At 59.3% G+C, this 13,453-nt stretch carries 13 protein-coding genes; 10 read left to right on the top strand and 3 right to left on the bottom strand.

Going from position 1 to position 13,453, the window contains the following annotated elements:
• The first annotated feature begins 199 nt into the window (after positions 1-199).
• From V6617_RS01605 to V6617_RS01585, 5 genes are all read left to right on the top strand, one after another.
• Positions 200-1,474 (top strand): ABC transporter substrate-binding protein, encoded by a 1,275-nt coding sequence (locus V6617_RS01605; RefSeq protein WP_338608619.1) that lies wholly within the window; start codon positions 200-202, stop codon positions 1,472-1,474.
• Between the two features lie 58 nt (positions 1,475-1,532).
• Complete coding sequence (locus V6617_RS01600) at positions 1,533-2,438, top strand: sugar ABC transporter permease (RefSeq protein WP_338608617.1); 906 nt, start codon at positions 1,533-1,535, stop codon at positions 2,436-2,438.
• Positions 2,438-3,259: a carbohydrate ABC transporter permease gene (locus tag V6617_RS01595; RefSeq protein WP_338608615.1), complete on the top strand. Its 822-nt coding sequence runs from the start codon at positions 2,438-2,440 to the stop codon at positions 3,257-3,259. The genes V6617_RS01600 and V6617_RS01595 overlap by 1 nt, the downstream gene beginning before the upstream one ends.
• Positions 3,260-4,417 carry a Gfo/Idh/MocA family oxidoreductase gene (locus V6617_RS01590; protein WP_338608614.1) on the top strand — a complete coding sequence of 386 codons (1,158 nt, stop codon included), beginning with the start codon at positions 3,260-3,262 and terminating at the stop codon, positions 4,415-4,417.
• Between the two features lie 223 nt (positions 4,418-4,640).
• Positions 4,641-4,865, top strand: coding sequence for a hypothetical protein (locus V6617_RS01585; RefSeq protein WP_338608612.1), 225 nt, complete (start codon positions 4,641-4,643; stop codon positions 4,863-4,865).
• A gap of 172 nt (positions 4,866-5,037) precedes the next feature.
• On the opposite strand, the gene V6617_RS01580 is transcribed toward V6617_RS01585, so the two are convergent.
• Positions 5,038-5,364 carry a hypothetical protein gene (locus V6617_RS01580; RefSeq protein ID WP_338608611.1) on the bottom strand — a complete coding sequence of 109 codons (327 nt, stop codon included), beginning with the start codon at positions 5,362-5,364 and terminating at the stop codon, positions 5,038-5,040.
• A 288-nt stretch (positions 5,365-5,652) separates the two neighbouring features.
• A complete protein-coding gene (locus tag V6617_RS01575; RefSeq protein WP_338608610.1) occupies positions 5,653-6,372 on the bottom strand; it encodes a helix-turn-helix transcriptional regulator in 720 nt (239 codons plus the stop codon).
• 66 nt (positions 6,373-6,438) lie between these two features.
• On the opposite strand from V6617_RS01575, the gene V6617_RS01570 reads away from it, so the two are divergent.
• Positions 6,439-6,636, top strand: a complete 198-nt coding sequence (locus V6617_RS01570) for a hypothetical protein (RefSeq protein WP_338608609.1) — start codon at positions 6,439-6,441, stop codon at positions 6,634-6,636.
• A gap of 847 nt (positions 6,637-7,483) precedes the next feature.
• Here the strand turns inward: V6617_RS01570 and rnk are convergent.
• Positions 7,484-7,891 carry a nucleoside diphosphate kinase regulator gene (gene rnk, locus V6617_RS01565; RefSeq protein ID WP_338608608.1) on the bottom strand — a complete coding sequence of 136 codons (408 nt, stop codon included), beginning with the start codon at positions 7,889-7,891 and terminating at the stop codon, positions 7,484-7,486.
• Between the two features lie 468 nt (positions 7,892-8,359).
• Here rnk and V6617_RS01555 point away from each other — a divergent pair, with 468 nt between their 5' ends.
• From V6617_RS01555 to istA, 4 genes are all read left to right on the top strand, one after another.
• Entirely contained in the window at positions 8,360-9,643 is a 1,284-nt protein-coding gene (locus V6617_RS01555) for a hypothetical protein (RefSeq protein WP_338608607.1), read from the top strand.
• Between the two features lie 118 nt (positions 9,644-9,761).
• Positions 9,762-11,495 carry an AAA family ATPase gene (locus V6617_RS01550; RefSeq protein ID WP_338608606.1) on the top strand — a complete coding sequence of 578 codons (1,734 nt, stop codon included), beginning with the start codon at positions 9,762-9,764 and terminating at the stop codon, positions 11,493-11,495.
• 47 nt (positions 11,496-11,542) lie between these two features.
• Positions 11,543-11,776, top strand: a complete 234-nt coding sequence (locus tag V6617_RS01545; RefSeq protein ID WP_338608605.1) for a hypothetical protein — start codon at positions 11,543-11,545, stop codon at positions 11,774-11,776.
• Positions 11,777-11,878: 102 nt separating this feature from the next.
• A complete protein-coding gene (gene istA / locus V6617_RS01540) occupies positions 11,879-13,432 on the top strand; it encodes an IS21 family transposase (protein WP_338608604.1) in 1,554 nt (517 codons plus the stop codon).
• Positions 13,433-13,453: the final 21 nt, after the last annotated feature.

Genomic DNA, 13,453 nt, shown 5'->3' with positions numbered 1-13,453 from the left:
CCCACCCTGCGGTAATCGTAACAAACCATTGTTATATATCAATAAAATACCGACCCACAGCTTGCCTAATTTAGCGCCAAAAGACCCGATTGCATAAGGGATTGACAGAATGCATGGGATTGGCGCAGAATTTTTCTTGTTAGCAGATTATTTAATGAGGTCTGCTGAGGGAATCTTCAGGCTGCAAAAGGTTGGAAAAATGAAAAAGACAGGATTGCTCGGCGTTATCGCCTGTGCGGCAATGGCTACCTCCGGCGTGTATGCGCAGGAAACTTATGAAATCTGGCACTATTACGCAGCAGGGTCAGAATTGGCCGGCATGGAGGCGATGATCGCCAACGGCAACGCGTCAGTCGAAGACGCCCAGTTCAGTGGCGTCATCATTCCTGGCAACGTCGTCGAACTGCGCCGGCAGCTTCAAACGGCTTTCCTGGGTGGCCAGCCGCCGGCCGCCTACCAGAGCTCGATGGCCTTCGAACTCAAGGCCTTCGCCGATGGCGGCCGCCTGCACCCGTTGACGGATGTTTGGTCGGAAATCGGTGGAGATGAAATCTTCCCCGAAGGCGTGCAACGCGTCGTCAAGGTCGACGGCGTTCCCTATGGCGTCCCGTTCGATCTCTCGCTCATCAACAATGTCTTCTACAACACCGCAATTTTCGAAGAGCTTGGCCTCCAGCAACCGACCGATTGGGACAGCTTCACGCAGACTTGCACGGCACTCGCGGACGCCGGATACCAGCCGCTGGGCAACGCCGGCGGCACGTTCTGGAGCCTCTATAATTTCTATGCACCGCTGGTCTCGGTCCTCGGAGAGGATGGTTACTACCAACTCGCAAGCGGTGAATTGGGCTTCGATAGCCCGGAATTTTCTGAAGCGCTCGACCTCTATCGCGACATGATGGTCTCCTGCTACGCTGACAATTGGAGCGGCAAGACCTGGACCCAGACAGCCGACGACGTGATTAACGGCGATACCGGGATGTTCATGATGGGCATCTGGGTAGGCGCCTATTTCGAGCAGGCCGATTTCCTGGCCGGCGAGGACTTCGATGTCTTTCAAGCTCCGGGCACCGTCGGTAAATCGGTCTTCCAGATGGACGTGCTTGCCGTACCCGAAGGAACCGAAGCCGGCATTGCTGCAGCTGAAGACTTCATCGTCGCTGCGGCATCGCCCGAAGGACAGGCCGCCTTTGCCGTTCCGAAGGGTTCACTCGCACCCAACGTCAACGTCGATCCGTCAGTCTATGGTTATGCTGGCGCGCGCTTTGCCGAGCAATTTACCGAAGCCTCGGCAGCAAATGCCGTGCTGCCAAATCTGTTCTTCCTGTTGCCCACCGCAGTCGGCACTGAGTTGGGCGTGCAGATCGAACGGTTCGCTATCGATCCATCCGATACGGTCAAAGCCGAATTGATTGCCACGCTCGAAAGTCTTCGCCAGCAGGCGTTGGCCGAAGACGCTTACATCAGCTGGTAAAATCACTCTGGAGCGGCCGGAACCGGCCGCTCCCCTTTCGTTCCACACGAGGTTGGCAATGGCACTGCGCTCATTGATGTCGAACCGCACCACCAGGACGCACCTGGCGTTTCTCGCCCTGCCGGTCGTCCTCTTCGTGACGTTCTACATCTATCCCATCGTCTCGAGCATACACCTCTCCCTCCATAGCTGGGACGGGTTTTCTCCTGCCATGCGCTGGGTGGGGCTGCAGAATTACGCTACGCTGCTCGGCCAGCCGCGCTTCATCAACGCGGTGTTCAACAACATCACATGGGTGGTGTTCATGCTGGTCGTGCCAACAGGAATAGGCTTGTTGCTCGCCGCGCTTCTCGATCGGGGGATGCGCGGGGAAGGTGTCTTTCGCATCATCTTCTTTCTTCCCTTCACCATTCCTGCCGTTGCTGTCGCGGCGATCTGGCGCTGGATGTATGAGCCCTCCAACGGGCTTTTAACCACCGTGCTCAATCTGATCGGGCTCGGCGGGCTGTCCCAGAACTGGCTGGGGGATCCCAACATCGTCAATTTTTCGCTTATGGGCGCCGTTGCCTGGTGGACCACCGGTTTTGCGTTTCTCGTGTTTTTTGCCGGGCTTCGCAACATCCCCACCGAGTGTATAGAAGCCTCGCGCATCGAGGGTGCAACGCCCTGGCAGACCTTCTGGAAAGTGAGTTTTCCCCTGCTCTGGCCTTCGACAATCATCGTTTTGGGGATGTCAGCCATCGATGCGATGCGCCTCTTCGATGTCGTCTGGGCCATGACCAAAGGTGGGCCGGCCTATTCTTCTGAAGTGCTCGCTACGCAAATGTATGACCTCGCCTTCGGCCGCTTCGCGATGGGCCAGGCAAGCGCCGTCGCCGTCTATTTGCTGATCATCGCCGCTGTGATCATTATGCCCTACATCTATTACATGTCGAACCGTGTCACCGAGAGTGAGGCCGAATAATGAGCAGCGCTCTCCAGCAACGCCAGACGGTCCTGACCCGTACGATCCTTGTTGTCTTTGCCATCGTCTTTGCCGCCCCGCTCATTGTAGCGGCAATCACCTCGATGAAATCCCCCTCCGAGCTCACCCGCGTGCTTGCCCTGCCAACCGAGTTCTACTGGCAGAACTATTTGGTCGCCTTTGAACGCATGGGGCGCAGTTTTTTCAACTCCATAGCCATTACCGTTCCCGCTGTTGCCCTTTCCATTCTTATTGGCGCTATCGCCGGTTATCCGCTGGCCTACATGCGTGGCTCAAGCGGCAGACTTGTCTATTTCCTGCTGCTCACCGGCATGTTGGTCCCCTTTCAGATCGTTCAAATTCCGCTTTTCTTTCTTATTCAACGTTTGGGACTTTACGACACCATTGCCGGCATGTGGCTGGTCCACACCGCCTACGCTGTGCCGTTCTGCACATTCTTCATGCGCAACTTCTTTGCATCGGTACCTCGCTCCATGTACGAGGCAGCGCTGATCGACGGCTGCGGCCCAACGCGCTATTTTTGGAAGCTGCTTCTTCCAGCTTCGACATCTGGTCTTGCCGCGCTCGCCATCATCCAGAGCCGCTCTATATGGAACGATTTGCTGTTTGCCATAACGCTGACCTCGAGCGACAGCGCTCGCCCGGTGACGGTGCAGATTTCAGGTTTTGCGTCCAGCCTTCAGGTCGAATACGGTCCTTTGATGGCCGCCACTCTCGTCTCGGTCCTGCCCGTCATGGCTGCCTACCTTATGTTTCAAAAAGCCTTCGTACGTGGCCTACTAGGTGGGGCGGGCAAATAGATGGCCCTCCGTGTCGCCATTATCGGCTGCGGTGATATCGCACACGCCTACGTTACCCTTTCGCGTCACTTTCCGAGCTTCGAGATTGTCGGCTGCGCATCCCGAACCCCGGAGCGGGCCGAGCATTTCGCGGCGCAGCATAAATTGCTCACTTTAAATGTTGACGATGCGCTCGCAGGGAAACATGGAATCGAGGCCATCCTCAACCTCACTCCGCCCAATAGCCATTACGCAATCAGCAGGGCCGCATTGGAGAACGGCCTGCATGTTTATACCGAAAAGCCGCTAGCGACGTCGCTTGATGAAGGCCGCAAGCTGCTCACCTGCTCCCAGGAAAAAGGGCTTCGCCTCGGCGGCGCCCCCGACACATTTCTGGGCGCTGCGCTCCAATGCGCCAGAGACGTGATCGACAACAAGACAATCGGTGACGTCGTTTTCGGTCAGGCCAATTTCATCTCCGGCGGCATGGAGCATCGGCACCCCAACCCCGAATTTTTCTTTAAGACCGGTGGCGGCCCCGTCTTTGACATCGGCCCTTACTATGTAACTGCGCTCGTTTCGCTACTTGGACCCGTCGCCTCGGTCAGCGCAATTGGCACCATCGGTCGCCCTATCCGTTCAGTCTCGACGTCCGGCTCACCTCAGCGGGGTTCAGCCATCCACGTAGAGGTCCCCACAACCGTCCAGGCCCTGCTGCGCTTTCGCGCAGGGGCCCAGATATCTATGTCGTTGAGTTGGGATAGCCAACCAACCGCGCTGCCCCATATCGATCTCCACGGCACGCTCGGCCGTGCCGTCCTGCCTGATCCGGATTTCTTTGGCGGAAGCTTGAAAATCATCCGTGAAGACAGCACCACTCCTGTAGCCACAGAGGCGCTGCCCTGGGGGCGGATCAACTGGCCCGAGCAGCAGCCATCCCTGGCCAACTACCGCGGGCTCGGACTTGCCGATTTCGCTCAGGCCATCGCCGACGATCGGCCCCACAGAGCATCGGGCGAAATGGCATTCCACGTTCTGGAAGTTTTGACCGCTATCTCTACCTCCACCAGGTCCTACGAGATGTGCCGAATTGGCTCAACATGCGAACGACCGTTGCCGATTTCGAACGGCGCATCCCACAAGGTTTCATTTAGCGGTCCAGCCTCGTTCGAGCTCTGATGGCCATTATTCCCGCCCACGTTCGACGAGACTATTCGATTTGGCACCGCCTTCAATATGAACTATTTGGCTGAATGTGATTTTGCAGTCCACGCTTAGGTGGAGAACCATGTCAATTTTGCGGGGCAAGCCTTTCTTTCGCCCTCGGCAGCTCGCCGATCTCCGTCATGAAGGATGGAGAGTACCAAATGCCGGTAGGCCAAAAACACGCGAGCGTAAACTATTGCTGGCCCACTACCGCCGCAAGCTGAGGGCGTTCCAACGCATCCCGCCCAGCCGGCGCGAGGCCGAATGCGCCGACGAGGGCGAGGCGACCTGCCGCGCGATGATCGCCGAACTGGCGAAAGAAATGAACAAGCCCGCGCCGCCAGCCAGACTGATCGTGGTCATGGCCTTCGAGGACGATGGCGAGGGCAACATGCGCCCCGCTTTCGATCCGCGTGAGTAACAGAGCGAGCAGCGCGCCAAGATCGAGGCGGGCTCGCTCATCAATACTTATCCGGCGGTCATCGCCTGGTCGCGCGAAGCGCGGCCTAATATCGGCGAATATGGCGCGCCCGAAGTCTTGTTCAGCTTCGGGCCGGTGCCGGACATAGAATAGGCGGCCAAGCGTCGTGGCATCATTCCATCGGGATGCCGTTTTTGGCCATATGGGCGATTTGCAGCAACAACATGCTCCGCGGTTCCACGTCCTTGCTGCCACAGGCGAGGCATTCCAGAGGGCTTTCCGGGTCGCTGTCGATCAGCATGGTGTCGCAATCACAGCAGAAAATCGGATGCTCGATCATGGTGCGCTCGACATGCCTGGCCAGGTATTGGCGGACAACTTCGCGCGATATCCCCGCCGATCTGGGCATGGAGAAGAATTCAGGTCGTTGGCGATGATGCCAATGCAGACAGACCCGGACCAGCCCGGCAAGTTCCTTGCGGTTGGGCCCGGCGGCCATGCGGCGCACCACGTCCTCGCACAGCCGGTAAGCCTCGGACATTGCTTCACTCGTTTGGTTCGGCCCCTCCGATACCGCATTGCCCTCGCAGTGGGTGCAAAGCAGCGATCCGTTTTCACCAAATTGCAGATCGGACTTGCAGGCCGGACACCGAAACAGCCCTGCCGGAAGTGCGGAATCCTTGCCATCAATGTTGTTCTTTTTCGCCGTCATTTCTGCCCCCGTGGTAACAATTCCTTAAGTAAACCACGGGGGTAAGACGGCCGCACCTGACACAAGTGTCAAAAATCAAATTTGTCGGGAAAAAATCGCCGCAGCAACCGTATGGGGCAATGACGTTCCACCGAGTTTTTCACTGGCGGTTCGCAAGTGGTGCCGCACCGTTGAAAAGCTGACATTGAGGATCGCCGCAATTTCATGCAGCCGCTTGCCGCCAGAGACGAGCTTTAAAACTTCCACTTCCCGGCCGGATAGTTGTGCCAGTTGCTCACGCTTTCCGGCCTCCAACTGCCAGAACCGATCATACACCATCGGCATGATGCCCTGGAGAATGATAACGAGATGCGGGGCGATCGCGACCTTGCGGTCGGTCATGATGGATGCAACGGCCATGCGGTTGTGCGGGTCGAGGAACGGGAACGTTATCCCATCCCGGCAACCATGAGCTTCCCAGCCTTCGGCAATTTCCAAGGCACGCGCAGAAATGGCGAACTTTCGCTTCGCTGCCTGCCAGGTGAACGGAGCGGTGTTCACCAGGGCGGCGCGTGCGATTGCATCGTCGCGGAGATAGTCGTTATCGACATAAACCTCCAGCCAATCTTCGGGAACGTTCGAGCCGGCCATAAGATGACGAAAGTCAAAGCCCTCCCACGGCAAGCCGCTTATTATAAACCGAGAAAAACCGAGTGATTGGACCAATATTCGAAACTGGTCTATAAGCGGCTCTGGCTCAGAAAAGCCCGCTATACACTCGCCGAAAGCGAGAATTCTTTCGACCGAAGCGTTCATCTGCCCCCCACGCAATACCCGGTGCATCTGTGACGCAATTAAGGCAAGCCCGACAGGGAAACGTCAATGGCCAATATGTCCAATAATAATAAAAAGCTGCCGGACGGGGACTTTGACGAGACCTACCATCCGGAAAATCTCGGTGATGCCGATCTGATAAAGGCCTATGTGGCCCTGTCACAGTTCTCCCGTATAAAGCCATCGCCTTGGCTCGAGAGGATAAAGGCAGAGATTGCACAGCGCGGTCTGGAACTCCCCAACTGATCCTTCGGCGCCGGCATGCGCTTTATGACCGTCAGCGCACCCGGTTATCGGTGCGAGGCAGGCATTTCGTGCGCACCTTACGATCCGCATCCCCATGTCTGCATTCGCCAGCGCCCGCCAGGGGGGTATGCGATTGGTGGGAGTTTTCGCGCCGCGTCTTCGAGCTTGCCCTAGCTAGATGTCCCGGCACACTCACTCTTGACGACAAGGACCTCTTGGCCGAACAGGCTGGGGATGGATCAATTGAGGGCAAACATTCGCGCTTGCCGCACGCCGCAACGGAGCCCTAGGCTTAGACGTCGGTGCAAATAGCCGACCAGGAGGCGGGCTGGCGCGCCCCCATGCGAGCAAACCGCCTCCTGCCCGTCGCATCTGCAACCCGCGCGATCCCGACCCAGGCACAACATGACGACCAAATCGACTTCCATATCGTTGCACCAAGATGCTCAGCGCATAAAGCAGGCTGTCGGCTACATCGAGCAGATCTATCGCAACATTCGCAATCGCCCCTCTCCTGCCGGTGTGCCAGAAAAGGACTGAATTGGCGCAGTGCCCGCCCCAGGTCTGAGATCGTTCGGCGCCCAAGCGAAAAGTCCAAACTCTTGCTCGGGAGCCTCTTTTTGGCGAGCCCGGCGCGCTTTCCGCCGGACGTTTTGTTGCTCCAAGAGGTGTCATGATCGAGGCCTAGGAAATCCGTCCCGCACGGCGCTGAAATGGCAGACTGCACTGGCTCCAAAAGGTCTTCGAGCACCTCGAACACACAAAGGGCGACAAGACCGACCGCTTGGTGGTCTGGGCCTATACCCCGATCACGAGCACCGCGATCTTGACGATGTGGGTGTTCAACTTACCGTCTGCGCTCGACACGCGTTACAGTCAGGGCCAGCTCGCGACCGTCGCGGGCTGTAATGGCGATTGTTTGCCCTTCGCCCATACCGATCAACGCTGCGCCGATCGGGGTAAGCACCGATACCCTCCCCGAGCTGATGTCCGCCTCTCCGGGGAACACAAGCTGATATGTCCGATTAAAACCGTCGGTGGTGGTAAACGATACAACCGAGCCCATTCGAACGGCTGTGTCAGCCAATTTGGCCTGTGCGACAACACGGGCCCGGTCCAGCTCGCCGATCAGTTGATCGGCAATATCGGCCATGGGCCCGCTGATTGCGCTGGCCATTGCCATAAGTTTTCCATGATCGTCTACACCCAGGACCGGTCGCGGCAGAGCCGCCCATTTCATTGCAGTCTGAGACATGATTGCACACGATCTCCGCCAGTCACTCACTGGCGGTCCCTCATCGACTACGGCGGACCCCACGGAAGGGTGTGTGGGCGCGCGACGTTCTGTATGATTTAAAGGGCACGCAGCCGTGTGCGCTGAACCCGCCGCCCGGTGATGAACAGACGACCGTCGCGCGCCGGCCCGAAAGGCGCTCAGGGTTCATCAAGACTTCCCAACGCCGTCAAGCCCAACGTGGCTCTACCCGATCTTGGCTTGCAGGTTCTGGCCGTTGCGTCATTCCACTCGGCTTGCGCGGCCACGTTAACCATTTGATCAGGCCGATCCTTGCAATCGCGAACCGGATCCTCATTTTGTTCCTGTCGAGGCGATTCCGCCCGATGATGGTTAGCTGGCCCCTTGCTTCCAACAAGGCGGCCAACGGAAGTGCTTCCAACACTTCCGCCAGCCTGACCATGCAACCCCTGCCACAACAGGTGAAACATGGCTGACTCTTCTTCTAACGGCGCCAACGCGTCCGGCAAACCCTATCCGCAGTCTTTTTCCGCTGAAGGACCCAGTCTGATCGACGGGTTCATCCAGCACGATCTTGTGTCGGCGTCGACCCAGGTGAGGATCCTGCAGATCGTCGATCAGTCCGGTGGCGCAAGCATCGGCGAGATTGTTGCCAACCTCCCCGGCCATCCCGATCCGGTCGCCGCCATCCTCGTGATGGTCAAGCTCAAGATCGTAGTGCTGGAAGTCCACGGCGTGGTCGACGCCAATACCATTGTGCGCCGTGCCGATACTGAACCCGACGATCGCGATACCAACCCCGCCGATCCCACTGACCCTCCCCATGAACCGACCTCCGGTCCGATCCCGTCGACCCAAGCCGAAAATGAAGCGAAGTCCGCGATGGTGGTCCGCGACGGGCTCACTCGCCTCGATATCACGCCCTTTTCGCCCAATGTGGTGACCGGCCATGGTGCCGATCGTCGGGCTTTTGGCCGCATCGCTGCGCTCAATCGACCAGGTGTCTATGCCCTGATCAGCGCGACCAAAATCTACATCGGCATGGGCACTGCCGTCGGCCAGCGCATCGCCGGTGGCCAGCAGCCGATCGAGGACATCGCCACCGTTGTCGCCATTACCGATGCCAATGGCAATTTGGGCGACGACGATGCAAGAGCGGCCGAACGGATGTTGTGGTCCCGCGTTGCCGCCGCCCGTGAGCGCACGCTGGTCAACGGTCTGCCTGATGGCGCCAGCGTCAGCGCGCAGCGCTACAGCGAACTGGATTCGTTTTTGGGCGCGGCCTGCCTGGCGCTACGGCATGCGCAGGTGATGTTCGCCAGCGGATCGGCGCGCACCGTGCTGGCCGGGCCTCGTCAGGAAGCGGGCCGCACAGCCCCTCTTCGGCCTTTTGCCGATCTGCCCCGTGGCGACATTTTGGAGATGACCTTTGGCGATGGCCTGGTTGCTCTGGCCGCCCGGCAGTCGGAGACGCATTGGATCTTGCTCGCCGGCTCCGATGTCCGCATCGACACCGCGGCCAGTGCCAACAACACAACGCGATATCTGCGCTCGGCTTGGCTGCACGCCGGCCTTCTCAAGATTGCGCCCGATGGTCAAAGCCTGACCGCTACACGGGACCTGGTCTTTGCCAGTGGCAGCGCCGTCGCTCAGTTCTGCACCGGTTCGAAAGGCCGTTTACTCGAAAGCTGGGTGCCCATTGCACCCGATGGTGGCTTCGATCCCCATACCCCGGCACTGATCGCCGCCTAGATCAGCGCGCCCGGCTCGCCGCCTAGATCAGCGCGCCCGGCCAATCGAAAATCTTCAATTCCGCACCTCGCGCGGGCTCGATCCTGTCCGGATCGAACCCGGCGCCCTGGAGTTCGCCATGCCCCGATCCAATAACGCCGTCCCCAAGACCAAGCCCGATACAAATCCTAACGCCACGACCGATACCGTGGATTTGCGTGAGGAGCTGACCACCGCCCCCCGAACAGCACAAGAAATTCTTGCTCACGAAGCGCTCTCGGATGTGCTCACCCGCAAGACGAGAACGCTGCTGGTTCAACCGTCTCGCATTATCATCGTTACGGTGCCGAGCGCCGAATGGGTGGCGATGATCTCGGAAACCCTGCCCACTTTCGCCCCCAAGATCCTGGTCAGCTCGGCCAGTGCGATAGAGAGCAGCAAGAAGGCGGACCATAAGGTCGGAGCCGATGTACTGCACCATATCCAGTTCGGCCGCACCATTGCGTTTGTCTCCCAGGACCCCCATGCCATCCTTGACCAAAGCGTCCTGACTGCGGCCGATGCTACCATTATAGTACGATCCCCGAACGCGGCGCTCTTGCGCAAGGTCATTGGCAGGGTCAGCGGTCAAACCGCCCGCGGGGTGACCGACGAGATGACAAGGCTCGACCTGCGCGCGATTGTGACGGCCATTCGCCCACGCCTGCCGGCCCGCTCCTGTGTCGCAAATTTGACCCGCGCGCTTAAGATGCGACACCCACCGGCTCTAACCCCTGGGCCGCAGCTGACCGATCTGCCACTGACCGCGACGGTTCACGATTGGACCGACCAGACGCTCGCGGATCTGGCAGCCGCAAAGGCGGGCAAACTTTCCCCCGATCAGTTGGTGTTTGCCACCCTTGAGGGTGCTCCTGGCACCGGCAAGACACTCGTCGCCGAGGCCCTCGCACGCACAGCGGGTTGGAATTTCATTTCCAGCAGCGTCGGATCGTGGTTCACGGTCGGCGATGGCGCGCTTGGGGGCGTTGCCCGCAATCTCAAGGATTTTGTCGATACCATATTGCAGTCTGAACCGTGCATCGGCTTTCTCGACGAGATCGACAGTCTCCCTGATAGAGCCACGATGGACAATAGGGGTCGCGATTGGTGGACGCCGATCATAACGCAGTTTCTGGTCGAGATCGATCGGGTCAAACGGTCGGGAAAGCGCGTTTTTTTGCTGGCCGGTACAAACTATTACACTCGCCTTGATGAGGCATTGATCCGACCTGGCAGGTTGCACAAGCGGGTCAATTTCGCGCCGCCGCAGGGGGACGCGGAAATCTTTGAGTTTCTTCGCCATTTTCTTACCGATGAGCTCACGGACGACGACCTTTCCGCGCTGGTCCGGTACGCGGCAGGAGCAACGCCGGCGGCAATGGAAGACTGGGTAAAACAGGCCCGCGCGCTGGCCCGGGCTCAAAACCGTCCGCTTTGCGCTGGCGATGTTCTCGCTCAGATCGTGCCCAGGGACACCCGCAGTCCAAAGGACATTCGAGCCATTGCCCTGCACGAGGTCGGCCATGCAATTGTAGCGCACCGGCTCGGCCATAAGGTTACAGCGCTTTCTATTATTTCCAGGGGAATTTCCGGCGGACACACCAAAAGCGTGATCCCGGGGGCGATCCATACATTGAAAGAGATCCGTGACACGGCCACCGTGATGCTCGCAGGGCGCGCCGCCGATATCGCCCTGGGGGACGGTGCCAATTCTGGCGCCCAGGCAGATCTTGAAGCTGCAACGCAATTGCTGCTCGCCGCCCGTGCCAGGGGCTCAACGATACCCTGCTTTATGTGCCGGCGGTCAGCCCGCGCCCGCGACCTGGCGCTGTAAGATCGGTTGGAAAGGAGTTAACCGAGCTGCTCGATCGCGCCATCGCCATGATCAGCGCCGAGCGCGATCTCGCCACAACGCTGGCCGACCGTCTCATTGCGGCGCGGATTCTGACCGGGACGGAAATTGCCGACCATTTTGGCGAGAGCCCCCGCGGTAACACCAACACCCGTTTCTCCAAGCCCGGCACCAACGCCCAGACCATGTGCGGGTTTCACAAATTCCCGGACAGCGATTTCAGTAAATCGCGGACACTGATTTCGGTAATTCCGGGACAGTGATTTCAGTAATTCCCGGACAGTTCCGGGAGCCTGGATAAGGTTGGTCACATAGCCTGCGTCGTTGCGGCATCTTCACGGTCTGAACACCGACCGGGAGGGGACATGCCGCGACACAAGCAACCAAGGCGCATGACCGTGCAAGACATACGAACGATCCTTCGACTGAAGCATGAACAGGGCTTGTCGATCCGCGAGATTGCCCTGCGTCTGAAGCTGAGCAAGACGACCGTGGCGACCTATCTGTTTCGTGCCCGGGAGGCTGGCCTTGACTGCTGGCCCCTTCCACGTGGGCGCGATGACGATACAACGCTAAAGACAGTCCTTTTCCAGAAGGTGGGACGCCCGCCCCGCGATTTGACCGAGCCCGACTGGCGCAAGATATCGTCCGAACTCAAGCGCAAGGGCGTAACGCTGGTGCTGCTGTGGGAGGAATATCGCGCTGCCCACCCCGATGGGTATGGCTACACCTGGTTTTGCACCCAGTTCCGGGCCTTCGAGAACCGAACCAGTCCCCGGTTCCGCAATCGCCACGAAGCGGGCGCGGTCATGCAAACCGATTACGCCGGCCATACTATCCCCGTCATCGATCCGGCCACCGGTGTCGCCCACCAGGCCCAGATCTTTGTCGCTGTGCTGGGCGCTTCGAACTACACCTTCGCCTGGGCCAGCTTGACCCAGCGTCTGCCCGACTGGATCGAAGCCCAAGTGCGGGCGCTGGAGTTTTTTGAGGGCGTACCCAAGGCTCTGGTCTGCGACAACCTCAAGGCAGCCGTGGCCCGGCCGCTGTGGTTCGAGCCCTCGCTGAACAAGACCTTCTCGGCTCTTGCCACCCATTACGACACGACCATTCTGCCCACCCGACCGCGCAAGCCGCGCGACAAAGGCAAGGTGGAAGGGGCGGTGCTGATCGTCGAGCGCTGGATTCTCGCGCGCCTGCGCAATCAGCAGTTCTTCTCGATCCAGGCCCTGAATGCGGCCATTGCCGAGCTGGTAACTGCCCTCAATGCAAAGATCATGCGCCGGGTTGGTCAGTCCCGCCGGGATCTTTATGAGCAGATCGAACGCCCCGCATTGCGCGCCTTGCCCGACCAACCTTTCGAATATGCCGAATGGAAGCGCGCCAAGGTGCATCCCGACTATCACATCGAGGTGCTGCACGGCTTTTACTCCGTGCCGCACCGGCTGATCGGTCGCCAGGTCGATGTCCGCCTGACCCATCGCATGATCGAGATATTCTACAACCACGAGCGCGTCGCAGTGCACAATCGGCGCGGACAGCGTGGCGGGCACTCCACCGTCAGGGAACACATGCCCAAGTCTCACCAGCGCCATGGTGGCATGACCCCCGAGATGCTGGTGTCTCGTGGCGCTCGTATCGGCTACCACGTCGCCGCCCTCATCGAGCGTGTCATCCGGGAGAGACCCCACCCTGAACAAGGATATCGATCTGCGCTTGGTGTGCTTGGTCTCGAGCGACGCTTTGGACGCGACAGGCTCGAGGCCGCCTGCGAGCGGGCCCTGACCCATAACACCGTCCGCTACGCCTCGGTGCAATCGATCCTCATCACGGGTCTGGACAAGGCATCCGAACCGCCAGCTCCGATGACCCCGGCGCCGCGCCACGACAATATCCGCGGCCCCGGCTACTACCAGTGACCATCAAGGAAAGAAGGTAAT

It is taken from the genome of Pelagibacterium nitratireducens (genome assembly GCF_037044555.1).
Taxonomy (GTDB): domain Bacteria; phylum Pseudomonadota; class Alphaproteobacteria; order Rhizobiales; family Devosiaceae; genus Pelagibacterium; species Pelagibacterium nitratireducens.
Note: the sequence above shows the minus strand (reverse complement) of the source record. Positions and strands in the feature narration are given on the sequence as shown.